This is a genomic window from uncultured Dokdonia sp., assembly GCF_947492535.1.
GTDB lineage: Bacteria > Bacteroidota > Bacteroidia > Flavobacteriales > Flavobacteriaceae > Dokdonia.
The window spans coordinates 43417-61946 of record NZ_CANLNH010000009.1; the positions used below are offsets into that span (position 1 = coordinate 43417).

Sequence of the window (18530 nt, forward strand, 5' to 3'; positions counted from 1 at the left end):
TGAAATACAAAGTACTTTATAATTATGAAAACACTACGCTATATATTACTAGAACGTCTCTATGAGTGGAGTAAACTCCCTTATAGACTACTATTCAAAAAGGAATCTCCATGGGGTATTTCAGTCAAAGACTTACTCACCTATCCTATGGAAAGTTTAGGGTACCATCTAGGCTGTTTCTTACTCAAACATCATTTTACCCCAGAACCTCAACTAGAAGATCATGACATCTATCACGTGCTTACTGGAAGTGGTATTTCTGTTCCTGAAGAAATTGCCATGCAATTTTATCTTTTTGGCAATGGCAAACGATCACTATACCTCTTTACAGTACTATCTATAGGCGCCATCCTATTTCCAGATCATATCAAACAATTTCGAGATGCATATAAGAAAGGAAGAAAAGCACATGCTTTTTATCATCTCAATTTTTTAAAACTATTACAGCAACCACTTATCACATTACAATACACCTTTAAAATCACAACAATATGAAACGTCAACTCATTTTATGGATTAGTGCTTTGGGATTTAGCACCTTATTCTACAATCAAAACATAGGACTTAACCTATTCATTTTTGCAGTTGTAGCCATTACAATACTCGCAATTATGCGTCGAGAAGTATTTAAACGAGCAGATATGCTACTCGCTTCTTTTATCTATCTTCTCACGTCCTTTTTTGTATTCACAAATCATAGTGCATTAGCACTCTTCATGTCCTTTATCACTTTTATTGTCTTTGCTGGTACGATCTCTGGTTCAAAAAATGCAATTTATGTTCAAGGTATCAATGGAATTTATCAATCTGTAGTAGGTGCACTACATTATTATTTGACACCTAAAGAAGAGCGCAAAATACTTACACCAAAGAAAAAACGTGATTATGGTTTTATCATGTTAACGGTTATACTCGTGGTAGGCTTACCCATCATATTTGCAAGCTTATACAGCAACATCAATCCCATCTTTGAAAAATGGGTCGCAGCTATCGATCTTAGTTTTATCAACCTATCTTGGTTATTAATGACCGTAATGGGGTATCTATTACTTAACAATATGACTGCGCCTGCATCTTTAGCACCTCTTACAGATGCAGATCGAAGTGTGGCACTAGACTTGACCTCAACTCCTATTTCTGAAACACAAGAACCGTTATTACACAAAGAACAATTATTAGGATCCCTTGTCATAGGTGTACTTAATGCGCTTATTCTCTTTTTTCTAGTTGTAGATATCTGGTATGTAACTACTAATTCATTTCAACATGCCTCAGAATTATCTAAAACTGTACACGAAGGGGTGAATGCGTTGATTACTTCTATTCTTATCGCAATTACCTTGATTCTTATCTTTTTTAGAGGCAATCTTAATTTTTATAAAAAGAGTCAGCGTTTACGCATACTCACGTACATCTGGATTATTTTAAACGGCATCCTTGTACTCATTACGGCTTATAAGAATTATATCTATATCACAGACTTCGGACTTACCTATAAACGCATAGGTGTTGGTATTTACCTATCCTTATGCATTGCAGGATTAGTCACTACCTATCTCAAGGTTGCGTATCGTAAAAATGTGATGTATTTGGTACGCTTGAATGCAAGAATTGTCTTTCTAGTCATTGTCATGATGAGTAGTTTTAGCTGGAATCGAGAGATTACCCGCTATAATTTAACACAGGTAGAACGCCCTGATCTTATGTATTTAGAATCTATGAGAAGTAATCATATAGATCTATTATACGCTTTCGCGAAAGCGCACCCAGAAAAATTCTCACAGGAAAGATTGGATGCGATCACATATACCTATGAAAACTATATAAAAAAGCTTCAAAACCAAACTTGGCAATCAAAAACCTTACGAGGAATTAAATATCACAATTCACTATGAAAACAATCACATATCCTCTAAATCGATTTGCATTACGATTAATGCTCTTTAGTCTATGTTTTGGCATACTACAAGTGATTATTTATGCCATACATCCAAACGAAACTTCATTATTCATCGGATTTTTTCACTTATATCCAACAGTGGCGATACATACCATTGTACTCCTCTTAGTGCTAGTAAATGCTATTAAGAATTATAAAGACATTCAAGAACATTTTTTGGTGATCATTACCATGCTTGCCAACATTCCTATTGCTTATGGGTGTTTTTATCTCGTAATGGCCATAGATGGATTTTAAAAAAACGCAAACAAATGAAACATCTTATTATCTCAAAAATAAACGAACTCAGTACATTGTTTATAGGCTTTCTCTTTTGTGGATTGTTATTAACAATGCGTATTAAAATCACGGGATCTTTTCACTATCTGTTTTTAGTATGGAATCTCTTCCTGGCGTTTATTCCATATGGAATCACGTTTATGGTACGAAGCCAAAAAAAGTGGACCTATAAGAGCTGGATGCTCTTGCCTATTTTTAGTTTTTGGTTAGTATTCTTACCCAATACTCCATATCTCATTACCGATTTGCAACACTTACAACATGCATCCCAAAAAATGGTATGGTATGACACTTTATTGTTATTCTCATTTGCTGCTTACGGATTATTTATTATGACCTTAACTATTCAAGACATGCAGATCATACTTTCTAAAAAAATAGCAAACAAATGGTCTCTTTTGGTACTCATAAGCATTTTTGTTTTATGTGGTTTTGGTATTTATCTAGGACGTTTCTTACGATGGAATAGTTGGGATATTATACAAAATCCTTTAGCACTCATTGAAGATATCATCATGCGTATACGACATCCATTTACCTACGCAAAAACCTGGATTGTCACTTTTGGATATGCTGCAATTACAGGGTTGTTTTATCATGTCATTAGATTTTCTAACTTGGTAAAAGAGTAAAACTAATAATCCTATTGTATATCATTTCTCCCTCTGGGAGAAACAGGAATGAAGGCTTTGTATACATTATTTTTGCACAATAAATATGGCATTTAACTTTAAATACTTTTTAGTATTTTGCTTACTACTTACTGTAGAAGTAGGAATTGCTCTTTTTGTACACGATACGATTATTCGCCCATTTATCGGAGATCTGCTCGTGGTGATTTTAGTCTATTGCTTTGTACGAACCTTTATAAACACAAACTATATAAAAGCAATTATTGGCGTACTCCTTTTTGCATATAGCGTTGAGGTGATACAAGCCACTTCTTTTATAGATTGGGTAGGACTCTCTAACAATAAAATTGCTAAAATCATACTCGGGACGACGTTTGATTGGAAAGATATACTAGCGTATACCTTAGGTGGGGTTGTAATTCTTATATTTGAGAAGTACAATCACTAAATACTATGAATGAAGAAATAACACATCTTGTTATTAATTGGATTACAATTGAAGATAATGTTGTTTTAGTTGGAGCCACAGATGATGTGAGATGGAGATGGGACATCGAAGAAGGAATGTCTGGAGCTGATACCAAAACTATTGTTTATGTTACATTAACAGATAATGGAAAGGGAATTTCTCCATCAGAACAAGCTCATTTCCATTGTTTGCCTAAAGATCCTACAAGAGCTATTGCCATGTCTAATATTATTGAATTATTTGATATTGCATGGAGCATTAAAAATAAACAAATGAGCTTAGAAGAAGCAAGAGAAACATATTTTGGTAAAGTGATCAATAACTCATAAATAGTATAACATACTGCTAAGAATAATTACCACTATGAACTGCCAGCACATCATTGAAGATACTTATACATATATCAAAAGCATAGAAAACAAAGGAAATGTAGCTACCTATATTCCTGAGTTAGGGAAGGTAGATCCTGCTCATTTTGGAGTATGCCTGACTACCAATGACGGAACACAATATACTGCTGGTGATGCAAACACCTTATTTTCTATACAGAGTATTGCCAAAGTACTATCACTTAGTTTTGCATTATCATTAGGAGACAAAACCATTTGGCAACGTATTGATGTAGAGCCTTCCGGATCTGCTTTTAATTCGTTAGTGCAATTAGAATCAGAAAATGGAATTCCACGGAATCCTTTAATTAATGCAGGTGCTATTGTCGTGTGTGATATTTTATGTAGTCATCTTAAAAACCCAAAAGCAGCATTGATTGCCTACATAAGAAACGTCGCCAATAATCAAGATATTCACTATTCTGAAATCATTGCACAGTCTGAAAAGTCTAATGGGTACCGTAATTTTGCCTTAGTCAATTTTATGAAGTCTTTTGGCAACATTAAAAACGATGTAGATCAAGTGATTGATCTCTATTTCTATCTCTCGTCTGTAGAAATGAATTGTTGTCAACTTTCAAAAACGTTTGGGTATTTAGCAAATGGTGGCAATCAATTAATCACTAATAAAGAAATTCTAACACGTTCTCAATCCAAACGTGTGAATGCGATTATGCAAACCTGTGGTTTTTATGATGAAGCTGGAGAGTTTGCATATAAAGTAGGATTGCCCGGTAAAAGTGGGGTCGGTGGTGGTATTGTCGCTGTACTTCCTAATTCGTACACGATTAGTGTTTGGAGCCCTAAACTCAACGAAAGAGGAAATTCCTATCGCGGTATGAAGTTTTTAGAACGCTTTACAGATACCACACATGAGACTATTTTTTAAAGGTGTTTTATTGGATACGCTTTCGCGAAATAATATAACGCAGAAAGTTTATATTGAATGTCACATTAGCTTGTCGAAGTGCTAAGTCGGGGTACAAAAGTGTATACTAAACCTGTTGTGCATTTGATTCTATTTCTACTACTTTTTCCCCTACCCTAAAGGGTGAATAGTAGAAATTTTCATTCCATCCTTTAGGATTTGAGGAAAAGAATGAAAATATAGCCTCTAAACCCACTCTATTTTTTCTAAATGCACAAAAGTGTATACTGACTATTTTATAGATATACTACAATTTTGTAGCGCGTAACATTTCTCGTTTTCCTGGAGGTCCAGGCAAACGCTCTACGTCAAAACCTACGGCTTGCATCGCTCTTCGTACACTACCTTTAGCTGCGTAAGTCACTAGAACTCCATTTTCGCGTAAAGCGGTATACATTTTTTTAAAAATAACGTCTCCCCAAAGTTCAGGTTGCACTCTCGCGCCAAAAGCATCAAAATAGACAATATCAAATACCTCTTTATCTTCTATATTTTTAAAACGCTGTTCTCGTTTTGTCAATTGAAATGAAGTACTAATTGCTTCTTGAGATTCCCACACAGTCGTGTGAAGCTCGTCATATATTTGCTGAGCCTCTTCTTCTTTTAGGAGCGATACATACTCCATGGCATCAATCTCTTCTGAAGTTATAGGGTATGCTTCTATGCCAGTATACAAAATTGGCGTTTTCGTCTTTTTAGCTTCAAAAAAAGTCAATAACGCATTGAGTCCTGTCCCAAAACCCATTTCTAGAATAGCAACAGGCATTTCTTTTTTATAGGACGGTTTAGATATGTAATGATGCAACCCCATATTTAAAAACACATGTTGTGCTTCTTGTATCGCCCCATGTTTACTATGGTATTGTTCATCCCATTCAGGAATATGAATGGTTTTAGATCCGTCACCTGTGATAATGATTTCTCGTTTCATACAGAAAATATAAATATCTTATTATCTTTTGAGGTAACGAAAAACAGAATGCATTCTACTTTTCCATTAACACACCTGTTGCCATAAGTTTTAACTCACGTTTTGGTGCTGTAATAGCAGCAATATCATCAGCAGACATTCCCGCATCTAATGCTAAGTGTTGTTGTTCTTGTATAGAAGTTTCTTCTACAAAGGCTTTTCCTTCTACAATCGCTTCTCCGGCTGCATCTGTAGGCACAAAGAAAGCATAGTCTTTAAATTTTACAAACACCTCTTCTTCATCTCCTAAGTCTAGACGCATCCAGCATCCTTTGCTTTTACATACGGCATCTATAGGTGCTTTAAACTTAACGGTAGCCGTATCTCCTTTCTTTAAGTTTTTATATTCTTCTTTAACACCAGCAACTGCCATTAAGTTTTGTGCCGTTATTTTTTCGCCATAACTTGTATAGGTTGTTTGGTCTACTTGTTCTTTAGCATGTATGATGGCAACATCTCCTTCTTTTTTCACCGCTTCAGTCTGCTCTTTACAACTCAACGAAATGAGTGCAATTACTAATATGATAAATTTTGTCTTCATTTGTTTAAAATCTTTTGATAGGTCTACGCTAATTATAAGACAAAATTATGAATTTATAAGCATCCTTAGCGTGTTAAATTCTTAAATTTGCACCATGAATACAACCGTTGCAATGAACATAACAAAGTCTGAGAAGAGTAGAATAAGCGAAGTAGATTTTAATAATCTTACTTTTGGGAGTGTGTTTACAGATCATATGTTTTTTTGTGATTATGTAGATGGTGCTTGGCAAGAGCCTCAAATTGCACCTTACGGACCTATTACGATAGATCCTAGTGCTAAAGTTTTTCATTATGGACAAGCTGTTTTTGAAGGCATGAAAGCCTTTAAAGATGATGCAGGAGACACATGGTTATTTCGTCCTGAAGAAAACTGGGAACGTATTAATAAGTCGTCTTCAAGACTTGCTATTCCTGAATTTCCGAAAGAATACTTTTTTGACGGTCTAAAAACATTGCTTCATTTAGACAATGAGTGGATAAAATCTGGCGACGGAAATGCATTATACATAAGACCTTTTGTGATTGCAACGCAATCTGGTGTTTCTGCTTCTCCATCAGATCGATATCGATTTATGATTATTTGTGCACCAGCCCAAGCCTATTATTCTGGGGAAGTAAGTGTTCTATTTGCCGAAAAATTCAGTCGTGCTGCCGATGGCGGTGTTGGATTTGCAAAAGCTGCTGGAAACTATGCTTCTCAATTTTATCCGACCAATCTTGCTAAAGAAAAAGGATATCAACAAATTGTATGGACAGATGCAAGTACGCATGAGTATTTAGAAGAAGCAGGTACGATGAATGTATTCTTTAGAGTAGGTGACACACTACTTACCGCTCCAAACAATGATCGTATCCTAGACGGAATCACGCGTAAAAGTATTATCCAATTAGCACAAGATGCAGGGATAAACGTAGAAGTACGTCGTGTCGCTGTTTCAGAAATTGTAACTGCTGCACAATCGGGAGCATTGAAAGAAATCTTCGGTGCAGGAACTGCTGCCGTCGTAGTACCTTTTAAAAGTTTTGGATACCAAGAAAAAGACTATGACCTCCCTTCTATAGAACATAGTTACGCTTCTAAATTTAAGAAAGCTCTAAAAGACATACAATACAATCGCGCTGCCGATCCTCATGGATGGAGATATGAAGTGAAGTAGGTTTATTAGAAAATAAAATTCTGATTTTTCTATACAATAGTTCTATTCATAATTTATTACATCTTTTATATACAGATATACGAAATAAAGTAGTACGCTATTTTAGAGTATGGCTCTATTTTACACCTCCCTAACCCTCCTTATTAGGAGGGAATTCTTAAGCAAGAAATTGTATCTTATACTGACTACTGACTTTTTTGTACCTTAGTTGCACTAACCAAAATTAATATGTGATGAGACGCGGTGGCGGAATGAAAATAAGACTCCTAATCGGAGTAGCAGTAGTAGCTTTTGCACTTATTAAGAACTGCAGTAGCAAAGAAAAAAATCCATATACAGGAACTGTACAATCCATAACAATGACTCCAGATCAAGAAATTGCCATTGGTTTGCAACACGCTCCCGCAATGGCAGATCAACACGGAGGTCTACATCCAGATATGCAACTTCAAGCATTTATAGATCAAGTAGGAGAAAAACTAGTTCAAAGTAGTATGGCTCGTGAAACTCCTTATAGATACGAATTTCACTTATTACGAGATGAGCAAACCATCAATGCCTTTGCGCTTCCTGGCGGGCAGATATTTATTACGTATGCCTTACTTTCCAAATTAGAAAATGAAGATCAAGTGGCAGGTGTATTAGGTCATGAAATTGGTCATGTATTAGGAAAACACAGTGCAGAACGTGTAGCAAAATCTGAAATGTGGCAAACCATTTCAATGGGTGCAGAAGTAGGAGGCGGCATGGGACAAGCAGCTGGAGCTATAGGTCAAAATATTTTATTAGGAAATGGACGTGATGATGAGTTAGAAAGTGATGACCTAGGGGTGCGTTTTATGATTCGTGCAGGATATAATCCTAATGAAATGATAAAAGTAATGCAAGTCTTAAAAGCAGCAGCTGGACCGAATCGTCAGCCAGAATTCTCAAGTACACATCCCGATCCTGATAATCGTATTGAAAAAATAAAAGAGAGTATTCAAAAATATGGATATCAAGGCTAAAACGTTTTCGTTAAAAGCACATCAAAACCTCGCTTAGGCGAGGTTTTGTTTTTTATCTTTACAACTATAAATCATATCCATGAATAAGAAAACAATCCTGATGATATTAGATGGCTGGGGGATGGCTCCAGATCAAAAAGTATCGGCGGTAGATCAAGCTCAGACACCATTTATTGATAGTCTTTATACAAAATACCCACATGCACAATTACTCACTCATGGAGAGAATGTAGGTCTTCCTGAAGGGCAAATGGGGAATAGCGAAGTAGGACATATGAACCTTGGCGCTGGTCGAATCATTTATCAGGATTTTGCAAAAATTAATCGTGCATTAAAAAACGATACGTTAAAAACCGAGCAAACACTTATTGATGCGTTCACCTATGCAAAAGAGCATCAGAAACCTATTCATTTTTTAGGATTACTATCCGATGGAGGTGTGCATTCTCACATCAATCATTTGAAAGGATTGATTGAAGCTGCACATGCTTCCGGTGTTCCTCAATCTTATATTCATGCATTCACAGACGGCCGCGATGTAGACCCAAAATCGGGGAAAGCCTTTGTGGAAGATATATCCGCTTTCGCGAAAGCGTATAATACACAACTCGCATCCGTCATAGGGCGATATTATGCCATGGATCGAGATAAACGCTGGGAACGTGTACAAATGGCATATGACTTACTTGTACACGGAAAAGGAACACACACAGAAAATCCTGCTCAGGACATACAAGCAAGCTATGATACCGATGTCACCGATGAGTTCTTACAACCCTTAGTGTGTACACATAATGGTACTCCAATAGCTACCATACAAGAAGATGATGTGATTATCTTTTTTAATTTCAGAACAGATCGTGGTCGTGAACTTACTGAAATGCTATCTCAAAAAGATTTCCCTGAACAAAACACCAAAAAATTACGCCTTCATTATGTCACAATGACCAATTATGATGATACGTTTTCTGATATTCATGTCGTATATGATAAGGATAATCTTGTAGATACCTTAGGAGAGACATTAGCAAAGGCAGGCAAAAAACAGATTCGTATTGCAGAGACAGAAAAGTATCCGCATGTCACTTTCTTTTTTAATGGAGGAAGAGAAACTCCATTTGAAGGTGAATCACGATTATTATGTCCGTCACCAAAAGTAGCGACTTACGATTTACAACCTGAAATGAGCGCCTTTGACATACGAGATAAAATCATTCCTGAGATTCAAAAAGGAGACGTAGATTTTGTGTGTTTAAATTTTGCAAATCCAGATATGGTAGGTCATACTGGTGTTATGGAAGCGGCTATTAAAGCTTGTGAAACGGTAGATAGTTGTACCAAAGCTATTGTAACCCAAGCGCAAGAAAAAGACTATACTGTTATTATCATTGCAGATCATGGAAATGCAGAAACCATGATTAATCCTGATGGAACTCCAAATACGGCACATACCACAAATCCAGTTCCTGTGATTTTAGTAGATAAAGACATAAAAACAATAAAAAATGGTATTTTGGCAGATGTAGCTCCTACCGTATTAAAACTAATTGGAGTACCACAACCAGAGGTGATGGATCGCATACCTCTTGTTTAATAAAAAAAGAAAATAACTATGAAATTCAATAACATCGTAAGTGCCTTATTAATGGTTTGCCTTGCATTTACTGCTTGTAAAGAAAATACACAAACTACAGAAACGCCTGTGCAGCATGCAGAAACTGAAGCTATAGAAAATTCTGAGAATGATCTGATAGATGACAATGGAGATCCTATTATTATTGGTAAACAAGTACGCGCAACCTTAGAAAAAGAACCTTATAATAGATGGTTTGAAGAAAGTTACAAGCAACATCCATTAGACACAGCGACCATGACTTCTATAAAAGAGAATTTAGCCCAAACAGATATCACTGTATTTATGGGAACATGGTGTGAAGACAGTCAACGTGAAGTTCCTGCCTTTTTTAAAGCACTTGACGTCGCTGGTATTGATGCTTCTACAATAAATCTTATTACAGTATCTGAAGATAAGTTAGCTCCTGCCGATCTTTTGGAAGGAAGAAATGTAGAATATGTACCTACGATCATCTTTGAAAAAGAAGGAAAAGAATTAGGGCGTATTGTAGAGTATTCTATTTTCAGTATAGAACAGGATATGGCTAAAATTCTTAATGGAGAAGAGTATAAGCATCCATATGCTGAATAATTTATAGTATACCCTAGTAATTAAAATTACTATTGGTATTTCATTATAAAACACAATAGTAATAGCATCTAAAACATGTGTTTTTAGGTGCTATTATAGTTTATTCATTCTTCTGTCTTATCAATTATTTTTGTATTCACTACCTTTTCATTTTTGTAACTTTGCACCAAATTGATTTTCATTGGAAAAAAAGACAATAGCTGTAGATTTTGACGGAACCATTGTAACAAATGCATATCCAGATATAGGTAAGCCATTATTATTTGCTTTTGACACCTTAAAAAAACTTCAAAGTGAAGGGCACATACTTATTTTATGGACCTATCGTTCTGGAGAAAAACTCGAAGAAGCAGTTGCCTTTTGTAAAAAAAATGGAATCACTTTTTATGCAGTAAATAAAAGTTATCCTGAGGAGGAAATGAGTCCTAACATCAGTAGGAAAATAAATGCAGATTTATTTATAGATGATAGAAATATAGGCGGCATGATGGGATGGGGAGAAATTTATCATATACTCGTAGGTGATGCTAGCGCATCAAAAAGACCTAATCTAAAAGCTAAAAAATCAAAGAAAGGATTCTTATCTCGTATAGAAGAGATATTTAAAGATCAAAATGACACAGACGTATGATTATCCAGAAGACTAGAGAAGAAATTGAACTTATGCGAGAGAGTGCCCTCGTTGTATCTCGTACGTTAGGCATGCTTGCAGGTGAAGTAAAACCTGGAGTTACTACTCTATACTTAGACAAACTCGCCGAAGAATACATACACAGTCAAGATGCAATTCCTGGATTTTTAGGACTATATGACTTCCCAAATACCCTATGTATGAGTCCAAATCAGCAGGTGGTACACGGGATTCCAAATGACACACCTCTGACAGAAGGAGATATCATTTCTATAGATTGTGGTGCTATCAAAAATGGGTTTTATGGAGATCATGCCTATACCTTTGAAGTAGGCGAAGTTGCTCCTGAAGTAAAGAAATTACTAGATGTCACGAAAGAATCACTCTATAAAGGAATCGAACAACTCAAAGTAGGAAACCGAGTAGGTGATGTAGGCTATGCTATCCAAAAATATACCGAAGACCATGGATATGGTGTGGTACGCGAACTTGTAGGTCACGGGCTAGGTAAAGTGATGCACGAAGCTCCAGAAATGCCTAATTACGGAAAACGAGGCCGCGGTAAAAAGTTTGTAGAAGGGATGGTTGTTGCTATAGAGCCTATGATCAATTTAGGAACAAAAAATATTAAACAACACAGTGATGGTTGGACTATCACAACGCGTGATAATAAACCTAGTGCTCATTTTGAACATGATGTAGCTATTCTAGATGGGAAACCTGAACTCCTCTCTACTTTTGCCTACATTTATCAAGCATTAGGTATTGAAAGTGATGAAGAAACTCCTTTTCGTCAAGAAGCATTGGTACTATAAATCGTGAAATGAGTGTAAACAAAAATATTTTTTACATTGCTTTATTAAAAAATTATTTTTTTTATACGAAAACGAAGTGATTGATCTATGCTAAAAATTTTTATATGCTTTATTTCTACAATTAAAAATTTATATCATAGATGAAAAAGCTTTTTAAATTTTTTCTAAATGCCATTCCAAGGCCATTACTTATTCGGTTGAGTTATGTAATACGCCCTGTATTTGCATTATTTTTAAGAGGGTCACGTTATAAAGATCCTATTGATGGAAAAGGATTTCGAAAGTTTTTACCTTATGGATATGTAACGCAACGCGAAAACATCTTATCCCCTTCTACCCTCTCTTTAGAGAGGCATCGCTTATTATGGCTTTGGCTTCAACGTGAAACTGACTTCTTTACAAAACCGTCAAAAGTGCTTCATTTTGCACCAGAGCAAGCCTTTTATAAGCGTTTTCGAAAACTAAAACATCTAGACTACACAACAACAGATCTGAACTCACCACTGGCTGATGTAAAAGCCGATATTTGTAAGTTGCCTTTCGGCGAAAACCAATACGACATCATTTTCTGCAATCATGTATTAGAACATATACCTGACGATACGAAAGCGATGCAAGAATTATATCGCGTACTGAAACCTGGCGGTATGGCCATTTTACAGATTCCTCAAGAATTAGATCGTGATGTTACCTTTGAAGATGACACCATTACGGATCCTATTGAACGCGCTAACATCTTTGGACAATATGATCATGTACGCGTATACGGAAGAGACTATTTTGACAAACTCAGAGGTATTGGGTTTACCGTAGACGAGGTAGATTACACAACCATTTTATCTCCCAAAGAAGTAGACCTCTATAGACTCGCTCAAGGCGAAATTTTGCCTGTGTGTAGAAAATAAGAAATTGTATATAAAAATATAGATCATGAAACACCTATTCCTTTTATTGACCTTAGCAATCACAACAATGAATGCACAAAACACAACTGAAGCTATCCAAAAAGAAATAGATCAAACGGTATGGAAACCGTTTCAAAATGCCTTTGAGACACTTGATGGAGATGCCTTAAATGCGACGTATGCAGCTCAAGTATTACGTGTCACACCTCAAGGTATTGATACAGAAAACGCCTTTAAGAAAGGAAATGCAGAACGTTTTGCTGCAAATCGCAAAAATGGAGATACGATTAGCTTAGACTTTTGGTTTGATAGTAGAAAAACGAATGAAACCACTTCGTATGAAGTAGGGTTTTATCGTATAGGGTTTACTTCAAAAGATGGAAAAACACAATACAGTTATGGGCAATTTCACATTGTACTTGAAAAAATAAAAGGACAATGGAAAATCACGCAAGATTGGGATACAGCAACTATTGCAGGGAAACCTATTACAGCTAAAGAATTTGACAAAAAAGAAGCGTTGCGTTTTTAAAATTACTCTGTCAATAATTGTTTAAAACCACCTGTTACGTATGTACCTGTTGAGTTTTCTCCATTAGAAAATACTAAATACGCATCTATATCTTTTTGCGCAGCTAGTAGTACTTTAGAACGCTCTAATCCCATGGCCATAAAAGCAGTAGCCCAGGCATCTGCTTCGGCACACGTAGAGGCAATTACATTGGCACTTAACACATTGCTTTTTTCGGCGCTTCCCGTCAATGGATTTATCGTATGAACATATTGTTTTCCCGTCAGAGCATCTATTCTGTTTTTACGGTAATTTCCAGATCCCGCCATCGATTTGTCATCCAATCGTAAAGCAACGGTAGCCACTCTATCTTCAGTAGAAGAATAAATACTCTCAACACCTACAGTCCATGATTTATCTTTCAGTTGATGCTTTCCTTGTGCTCGTATTTCTCCTCCCAACTCAATTAAGAAATCGCTAAGTCCTTGCTCTTGCATAAATACCGCTATTCGATCGATACCATATCCTTTGGCAATGGCATTAAAGTCAAAATATATCTCTGAATATTGTTTTTGTATGGTGCCTTTCGGCGAAAGGTTTACTTTATCAAATCCTACATATTGCATCATAGAATCTAAACGTACACTATCTATTATTGCTAGTGGTTTTGTGTCACCAAATCCATAAGCGTTACGCAAGCCTCCCACTGTTGGATCAAAATAACCGTTAGTCAATCTGTGTAGTTTTCGCGAAAGCGTAAATACATCTTTAAACATAGCGTCTACAACGATCGTACTATCTCCTCTATTAATTTTTGAAATATCACTGTCTGGAATATATGTACTCATAGACCTATTAACGACCTGAACGACGGAATCTATTCCTCTCTTAACTTGAGGCGATGTGTTTGCTTCTCCAAAATAAGTAACTGCATAGGTAGTCCCAAAAGCTTCGCCTTGGATTGTAATTTGACTTGGAATATCAGATGTACAAGAGACAAGACATCCTATTAAAAGTATTATAAAATATTTCATCGACTAAACGTTAATAAGCACATGCTTTTTTTATTACTACCTATTGTGGGTTTTATTATACGATTTCTTGAAGACCATTATAAATCATGGTGTAAGGGACATCCTTTTCGGCAGGATGTTGGTAATTATCACCATGCCCTAATCCTACGCCTGCATAAAAAGTACGCGCTTCAAACTTAAGTGCATGATTTTTCATTTTTTGCATAAAGGCCTCATCATACACATTTGCATTATCAGGATAGGTAATCGCTCTAACAATAACAAAGTGTAGTTTTTTATCTTTTAAGGCTACAAATTGCGGGTCTTTTTTAAGTTTTGAATTGACCCCCATAAACTCATACCCTTGTGCTTCTAGATCTTCCCCTACAATATTCATTGCAAGGTTATGTAACTCTTGTTCTGTAAGAAAAACTGCCATAGATACAAAGGTAAGACCTATCGATTAATTATGCTTTAATTTTACACAAAAGAGCGCTTGTAACATTATAGAAATTTGGTATACTTATATTCTATATGCTCAAACTTTTCAAAAATATTTTACTTAGGGTTGTTGTCTATCCTTTTTGTGTATTCTTATTTATTTTAACCCGCTTTATGCATTAGGGAATCTATTACGTATTGAAATCTCTGCAAAATCAAACACTTCGTTGTGTTTTTTAATGTAACCATAGCGATGCTATGCTAAAATTAAGAAAACACTTGATTTTATTGAGCTTTCATCCCTCTTAACAAATCTCTAATGCATGATTCGGGTTTAAGTTACCAATCCGTATCTGGAGATACCTATCATGCAAATTCTTTTCATGAAACAAGATCCGTTTTTTATGGGATTTTGGGTTTGCTTTTTACCCCTGTATATCCTATTGTGGATCTTATTATTTTAGTAAAATCATTTTTTAAAAAGAAGAACAAGAAAGAAAGACATGTTATTTGAATCGTACCATTTCAAAACTAGAAAACGTATAGATTGGGGTTTCTAGTGATGTTTTTCCTTTCAGGTCATACCAAGGATTCATACTTGTCTCTGAAACGTTTTTAATGATATGTACACTTTGTGCCGGTGTATTCCCCTGAAAAAACACATAACGGCGTTCTCCTTGGTTATTTTCAGCAATATCACCTACCATCATTACATGACCTGGAAAGCCTGGATAGATCAATAAATCGCCAATCATGACTTTAGATAAACTTGATACTTTTTTTAATTCTTGAGATAAAGAATACGTGCCTGCATAGGTATAAATAAGATTGAGGTATTTATAAAAGTTTTCTTTGGAATGATTAGCCGTAGCTGTTTTTGAAAAAGTGACCTTGTTCCCATTAATTTTAGGGCGATATCCTTCTGCATATTTTGTCCAAGAACAATAATGCCCGCTTGTAAACTTAAAACCTATCTCGTTTTGCCTGTTGGTTTCCCATAAGTATTCTGACCGTAGTCGAATAAGTGCATCAGCGCATTGTTGAAGTCCGTTGGAAGGAACTGGCACTTCTAATACACCTACATGACCATGCTGAAATATATAGGGATTCCCATCATAATTGATCACCTCGGCATCAACTTCTTTAAGTTGATAGTTTTGAATGTAGTTTGAAAATGTTCCTTCTTCAGGGATTACTCGTGTATATCCTTCAGGAATTTTTACGCGTGTTTTTATAGTCATCCCTTCTTTATTTACCAAAGAAGTTGGAGCTACATAGGCCGTTACTGCTCCTTTAACTACCTTTCCTTCTCTAGAAAAATTCAAGAAAGCGAAGATGCCAAGTCCTGCGATTATGATAAAGAGTATTCCTTTTTTCATTACTTATATAACTCTAGAAATCTCTATTTCTTATGTGAACAGGTATACGCTTTCGCGAAAGCGTATATAACAAAAAACCTTACATATTTTACGCAAGGTTACTTAATGTATTTTTTTAAGTTCCTACCCACAAAGTTTTGACGAAGGTACAATAGACGTTAAGCATGTCCATGATGATGATGGAATTCCTCTTGTAGGTGCATTTGATTTATTTCCTCCTTCAATTTGTATCATATACGTACTGTTTAATTTAGCAATTTTTGTTCTTCCTAATCCTAAAGAAAGTTCTGATGATTTGTCTAGTTTTTTCATGACGGTTTAGTTTTTGGTTCGTTATAAATTTATATAGAATTATCATCTCATCTAAAGTCATTTAGACAACTGCATGTCTGCATTTATAAAAGCCGACTAACTTGTAAGTATTAACTGCTACTTATCAAGTATTTATTTTTTCTATTTGTTTGATAAAATAGGAAGGATAAATACCATAAATTTTAAAAAACGTTTTGGAAAAAGATTCTGCCGTTTTAAAACCACATGTTTGGCCTATTGCTTTTATAGTATATTTTCTAAATGTAGCATCTGACTTTAGTTTATTAAATGCATAGGCAACACGCAATTGTTTTATATATGTCGAGAAACTCGTTTTTTTATAATGATTGATCACCTTGGACAAATAACTATTATTAGTGCCAAAATTATCTGCTAGATTATGTAGTGTTAGCTTACCATTTATATACTCTTCATTTCTTTCAAAACGCTGTAATTTTTTTAAAATATCATCTATAGTATCTTGTGGTATTTCTATGGGTGTTTCTGCAGGTATTCCTCTTATCTGATTCTTATGTGATTTTTCTTTTACCTTATCATCTTCTTTATTAATAATATCTAGAAATCTTTTTTTATAAAGATGTCTTTTCTTGTATTGAAAAATGGCCACTCCTAGTATTAAAAATATACCTCCAAAGCCTATTACAATATATAATTTTGACTTTTTTTGATCATTCTTTAATTGGTTAATAAGTATATCACGGCCTTCTACCAATTTTGGTATTTCATATTTCTTTATAATTCCTTTATTTAGTATTCTATAATTTTTATCCAGAAAACTATCAACGGTAATTAATTTTTGAGTGTATTTTAATTCTTCTTCTATATTATTCTTATTCTTATAATATTTTATAATATGTTGATACCCGGACATATTCTCGGGGAGAATATCATTATTGATCTCAAAAAGACTATCTACTTTTTTATAATAGGCAATAGCTTTATCTTCTTTTCCAGATTCTAAATTTGTTTTTCCTAAAAAATAATAACCTGTAGATAATAACCTTTTATTGGTTTTACTATTAAAATTTGAGATTGCTTCTGACAACTGACTTTCTGCTTCCTTATAGTTACTCGAATAAGATTCAAGAATACCACTCAATAGTAAAAATCTATTATAATTTGTACCTCCTCTAGTTGTATTTTCATCTATTAAGCCCAATCGCGTATATACTCTCGCAGAATCCAAAAAGTTTGTTTTTCTATATGAATTTGCCAATGAGTGCAATACATCAAAATACATTTCTGGATTTTTCTCTTTAAAATTATTATCTACTACATATTTCCAACAATCTTTAATTAAAACAAGGGCTTCTTCATTTTGGTCAATTTCGGTTTTTAAAATTCCAATAGCTTGATTTAATAAAAATCCTAAATATTCTTTATTAGTACCTTTATTATAGGCCGATGCTTTTAAAAAATTATCAAGAGCTAATTCAAATTGACCCTGTTTATAATAATAGGCTCCTTTGTCATAATAACCAGTCGTAGGAAAGTTTTTGTTTGTAAAGTCTATAGAAATATCAATAATCGTATCTAAAAGAGCGATCTTATTATTATCATTTGTTTCTAGTAATGTATTATAATAGTATCCGTTAACTAAGTACGTTGGCTCTTTATCTTTTCTAGCTTTATTAAGGTATACACTAGCATATAACGTAGCCTGAATAGTATCTTTTTGAAAATAATGAGTCAAAAATCCTTTTCGTAATTCTTCATAGGTTTTTTGATAAAGAGAATCTGAAATTGTTTGTCCATACATAAACGGCATCAAAAACATCCCTAAATATACTTGAAGAAAACAGGCTCTAATATATATATTCATTATATATCTATATAAAAAATGAAATGTATCACTGAAAATAGGACATTTAAAGGTAATTCTTTGCCGCTAGCTACGCAAATAAATAACTAGCTAACAATCAGTTACATATGTCAAACATAAAAGAGTCGTGTTTTATAAAA

22 protein-coding genes are annotated in these 18530 nt (G+C 34.7%); 15 read left to right on the forward strand and 7 right to left on the reverse strand.

The annotated features are described in order from the left end of the window. Positions 1 to 24 precede the first annotated feature (24 nt). From Q1A60_RS12935 to Q1A60_RS12965, 7 genes are all read left to right on the forward strand, one after another. The gene (locus tag Q1A60_RS12935; protein WP_299767394.1) at positions 25 to 495 is read left to right on the forward strand and encodes a hypothetical protein; all 471 of its coding nucleotides are present in this window, start codon (positions 25 to 27) and stop codon (positions 493 to 495) included. After that, on the forward strand, positions 492 to 1895 hold the full coding sequence (locus tag Q1A60_RS12940; RefSeq protein ID WP_299767393.1) for a DUF4173 domain-containing protein: 1404 nt from the start codon (positions 492 to 494) through the stop codon (positions 1893 to 1895). Before Q1A60_RS12935 ends, Q1A60_RS12940 begins: the two co-directional genes overlap by 4 nt. Further along, positions 1892 to 2197, forward strand: coding sequence for a hypothetical protein (locus tag Q1A60_RS12945; RefSeq protein WP_299767392.1), 306 nt, complete (start codon positions 1892 to 1894; stop codon positions 2195 to 2197). The genes Q1A60_RS12940 and Q1A60_RS12945 overlap by 4 nt, the downstream gene beginning before the upstream one ends. A gap of 14 nt (positions 2198 to 2211) precedes the next feature. Next, positions 2212 to 2871: a DUF1361 domain-containing protein gene (locus tag Q1A60_RS12950; RefSeq protein WP_299767391.1), complete on the forward strand. Its 660-nt coding sequence runs from the start codon at positions 2212 to 2214 to the stop codon at positions 2869 to 2871. A gap of 85 nt (positions 2872 to 2956) precedes the next feature. Then, positions 2957 to 3319 carry a DUF2809 domain-containing protein gene (locus tag Q1A60_RS12955; protein WP_299767390.1) on the forward strand — a complete coding sequence of 121 codons (363 nt, stop codon included), beginning with the start codon at positions 2957 to 2959 and terminating at the stop codon, positions 3317 to 3319. Positions 3320 to 3324: 5 nt separating this feature from the next. After that, a complete protein-coding gene (locus tag Q1A60_RS12960) occupies positions 3325 to 3669 on the forward strand; it encodes a hypothetical protein (protein WP_299767389.1) in 345 nt (114 codons plus the stop codon). A gap of 34 nt (positions 3670 to 3703) precedes the next feature. After that, complete coding sequence (locus Q1A60_RS12965; RefSeq protein ID WP_299767388.1) at positions 3704 to 4618, forward strand: glutaminase; 915 nt, start codon at positions 3704 to 3706, stop codon at positions 4616 to 4618. 286 nt (positions 4619 to 4904) lie between these two features. Here Q1A60_RS12965 and mnmD read toward each other — a convergent pair whose 3' ends face one another. Together mnmD and Q1A60_RS12975 are read right to left on the reverse strand one after the other, a co-directional pair. Continuing rightward, positions 4905 to 5588 carry a tRNA (5-methylaminomethyl-2-thiouridine)(34)-methyltransferase MnmD gene (mnmD, locus tag Q1A60_RS12970; protein WP_299767387.1) on the reverse strand — a complete coding sequence of 228 codons (684 nt, stop codon included), beginning with the start codon at positions 5586 to 5588 and terminating at the stop codon, positions 4905 to 4907. Between the two features lie 55 nt (positions 5589 to 5643). Beyond that, on the reverse strand, positions 5644 to 6168 hold the full coding sequence (locus tag Q1A60_RS12975) for a DUF4920 domain-containing protein (protein WP_299767386.1): 525 nt from the start codon (positions 6166 to 6168) through the stop codon (positions 5644 to 5646). 94 nt (positions 6169 to 6262) lie between these two features. Between Q1A60_RS12975 and Q1A60_RS12980 the strand changes: the two genes are divergently transcribed. From Q1A60_RS12980 to Q1A60_RS13015, 8 genes are all read left to right on the forward strand, one after another. Then, on the forward strand, positions 6263 to 7327 hold the full coding sequence (locus tag Q1A60_RS12980) for a branched-chain amino acid aminotransferase (RefSeq protein WP_299767385.1): 1065 nt from the start codon (positions 6263 to 6265) through the stop codon (positions 7325 to 7327). A 233-nt stretch (positions 7328 to 7560) separates the two neighbouring features. Then, the gene (locus Q1A60_RS12985; protein WP_299767384.1) at positions 7561 to 8334 is read left to right on the forward strand and encodes a M48 family metalloprotease; all 774 of its coding nucleotides are present in this window, start codon (positions 7561 to 7563) and stop codon (positions 8332 to 8334) included. Positions 8335 to 8413: 79 nt separating this feature from the next. Beyond that, entirely contained in the window at positions 8414 to 9928 is a 1515-nt protein-coding gene (gpmI, locus tag Q1A60_RS12990; RefSeq protein ID WP_299767383.1) for a 2,3-bisphosphoglycerate-independent phosphoglycerate mutase, read from the forward strand. 18 nt (positions 9929 to 9946) lie between these two features. Then, a complete protein-coding gene (locus Q1A60_RS12995) occupies positions 9947 to 10540 on the forward strand; it encodes a thioredoxin family protein (RefSeq protein WP_299767382.1) in 594 nt (197 codons plus the stop codon). A gap of 181 nt (positions 10541 to 10721) precedes the next feature. Beyond that, positions 10722 to 11171 carry a BT0820 family HAD-type phosphatase gene (locus Q1A60_RS13000; RefSeq protein ID WP_299767381.1) on the forward strand — a complete coding sequence of 150 codons (450 nt, stop codon included), beginning with the start codon at positions 10722 to 10724 and terminating at the stop codon, positions 11169 to 11171. Then, positions 11168 to 11986 carry a type I methionyl aminopeptidase gene (gene map, locus Q1A60_RS13005; protein WP_299767380.1) on the forward strand — a complete coding sequence of 273 codons (819 nt, stop codon included), beginning with the start codon at positions 11168 to 11170 and terminating at the stop codon, positions 11984 to 11986. Before Q1A60_RS13000 ends, map begins: the two co-directional genes overlap by 4 nt. A 140-nt stretch (positions 11987 to 12126) precedes the next feature. Next, positions 12127 to 12891, forward strand: coding sequence for a class I SAM-dependent methyltransferase (locus Q1A60_RS13010; RefSeq protein ID WP_299767379.1), 765 nt, complete (start codon positions 12127 to 12129; stop codon positions 12889 to 12891). Between the two features lie 25 nt (positions 12892 to 12916). Further along, positions 12917 to 13423 carry a hypothetical protein gene (locus Q1A60_RS13015; protein ID WP_299767378.1) on the forward strand — a complete coding sequence of 169 codons (507 nt, stop codon included), beginning with the start codon at positions 12917 to 12919 and terminating at the stop codon, positions 13421 to 13423. A 2-nt stretch (positions 13424 to 13425) separates the two neighbouring features. On the opposite strand, the gene Q1A60_RS13020 is transcribed toward Q1A60_RS13015, so the two are convergent. The 5 genes from Q1A60_RS13020 to Q1A60_RS13040 form a co-directional block, all read right to left on the reverse strand. After that, positions 13426 to 14436, reverse strand: a complete 1011-nt coding sequence (locus tag Q1A60_RS13020; RefSeq protein WP_299767377.1) for an FAD:protein FMN transferase — start codon at positions 14434 to 14436, stop codon at positions 13426 to 13428. Between the two features lie 55 nt (positions 14437 to 14491). After that, positions 14492 to 14854: a Na(+)-translocating NADH-quinone reductase subunit F gene (locus tag Q1A60_RS13025; RefSeq protein WP_299767376.1), complete on the reverse strand. Its 363-nt coding sequence runs from the start codon at positions 14852 to 14854 to the stop codon at positions 14492 to 14494. 508 nt (positions 14855 to 15362) lie between these two features. Next, the gene (locus Q1A60_RS13030) at positions 15363 to 16235 is read right to left on the reverse strand and encodes a DUF4846 domain-containing protein (protein ID WP_299767375.1); all 873 of its coding nucleotides are present in this window, start codon (positions 16233 to 16235) and stop codon (positions 15363 to 15365) included. Between the two features lie 123 nt (positions 16236 to 16358). Next, complete coding sequence (locus tag Q1A60_RS13035) at positions 16359 to 16547, reverse strand: hypothetical protein (RefSeq protein ID WP_299767374.1); 189 nt, start codon at positions 16545 to 16547, stop codon at positions 16359 to 16361. Between the two features lie 124 nt (positions 16548 to 16671). Next, positions 16672 to 18390: a helix-turn-helix domain-containing protein gene (locus Q1A60_RS13040; RefSeq protein WP_299767373.1), complete on the reverse strand. Its 1719-nt coding sequence runs from the start codon at positions 18388 to 18390 to the stop codon at positions 16672 to 16674. Between the last annotated feature and the right edge of the window lie 140 nt (positions 18391 to 18530).

Coding starts and splice junctions, on each gene's coding strand:
- map (WP_299767380.1), top strand. CDS start 11,168: ATGATTATCCAGAAGACTAGAGAAGAAATTGAACTTATGCGAGAGAGT.
- Q1A60_RS12945 (WP_299767392.1), top strand. CDS start 1,892: ATGAAAACAATCACATATCCTCTAAATCGATTTGCATTACGATTAATG.
- Q1A60_RS12955 (WP_299767390.1), top strand. CDS start 2,957: ATGGCATTTAACTTTAAATACTTTTTAGTATTTTGCTTACTACTTACT.
- Q1A60_RS13030 (WP_299767375.1), bottom strand. CDS start 16,235: ATGAAAAAAGGAATACTCTTTATCATAATCGCAGGACTTGGCATCTTC.
- gpmI (WP_299767383.1), top strand. CDS start 8,414: ATGAATAAGAAAACAATCCTGATGATATTAGATGGCTGGGGGATGGCT.
- Q1A60_RS12940 (WP_299767393.1), top strand. CDS start 492: ATGAAACGTCAACTCATTTTATGGATTAGTGCTTTGGGATTTAGCACC.
- Q1A60_RS13015 (WP_299767378.1), top strand. CDS start 12,917: ATGAAACACCTATTCCTTTTATTGACCTTAGCAATCACAACAATGAAT.
- Q1A60_RS12960 (WP_299767389.1), top strand. CDS start 3,325: ATGAATGAAGAAATAACACATCTTGTTATTAATTGGATTACAATTGAA.
- Q1A60_RS12965 (WP_299767388.1), top strand. CDS start 3,704: ATGAACTGCCAGCACATCATTGAAGATACTTATACATATATCAAAAGC.
- Q1A60_RS13040 (WP_299767373.1), bottom strand. CDS start 18,390: ATGAATATATATATTAGAGCCTGTTTTCTTCAAGTATATTTAGGGATG.
- Q1A60_RS12995 (WP_299767382.1), top strand. CDS start 9,947: ATGAAATTCAATAACATCGTAAGTGCCTTATTAATGGTTTGCCTTGCA.
- Q1A60_RS12950 (WP_299767391.1), top strand. CDS start 2,212: ATGAAACATCTTATTATCTCAAAAATAAACGAACTCAGTACATTGTTT.
- Q1A60_RS13010 (WP_299767379.1), top strand. CDS start 12,127: ATGAAAAAGCTTTTTAAATTTTTTCTAAATGCCATTCCAAGGCCATTA.
- Q1A60_RS13025 (WP_299767376.1), bottom strand. CDS start 14,854: ATGGCAGTTTTTCTTACAGAACAAGAGTTACATAACCTTGCAATGAAT.
- Q1A60_RS12935 (WP_299767394.1), top strand. CDS start 25: ATGAAAACACTACGCTATATATTACTAGAACGTCTCTATGAGTGGAGT.
- mnmD (WP_299767387.1), bottom strand. CDS start 5,588: ATGAAACGAGAAATCATTATCACAGGTGACGGATCTAAAACCATTCAT.
- Q1A60_RS12980 (WP_299767385.1), top strand. CDS start 6,263: ATGAATACAACCGTTGCAATGAACATAACAAAGTCTGAGAAGAGTAGA.
- Q1A60_RS12985 (WP_299767384.1), top strand. CDS start 7,561: ATGAGACGCGGTGGCGGAATGAAAATAAGACTCCTAATCGGAGTAGCA.
- Q1A60_RS13035 (WP_299767374.1), bottom strand. CDS start 16,547: ATGAAAAAACTAGACAAATCATCAGAACTTTCTTTAGGATTAGGAAGA.
- Q1A60_RS13020 (WP_299767377.1), bottom strand. CDS start 14,436: ATGAAATATTTTATAATACTTTTAATAGGATGTCTTGTCTCTTGTACA.
- Q1A60_RS12975 (WP_299767386.1), bottom strand. CDS start 6,168: ATGAAGACAAAATTTATCATATTAGTAATTGCACTCATTTCGTTGAGT.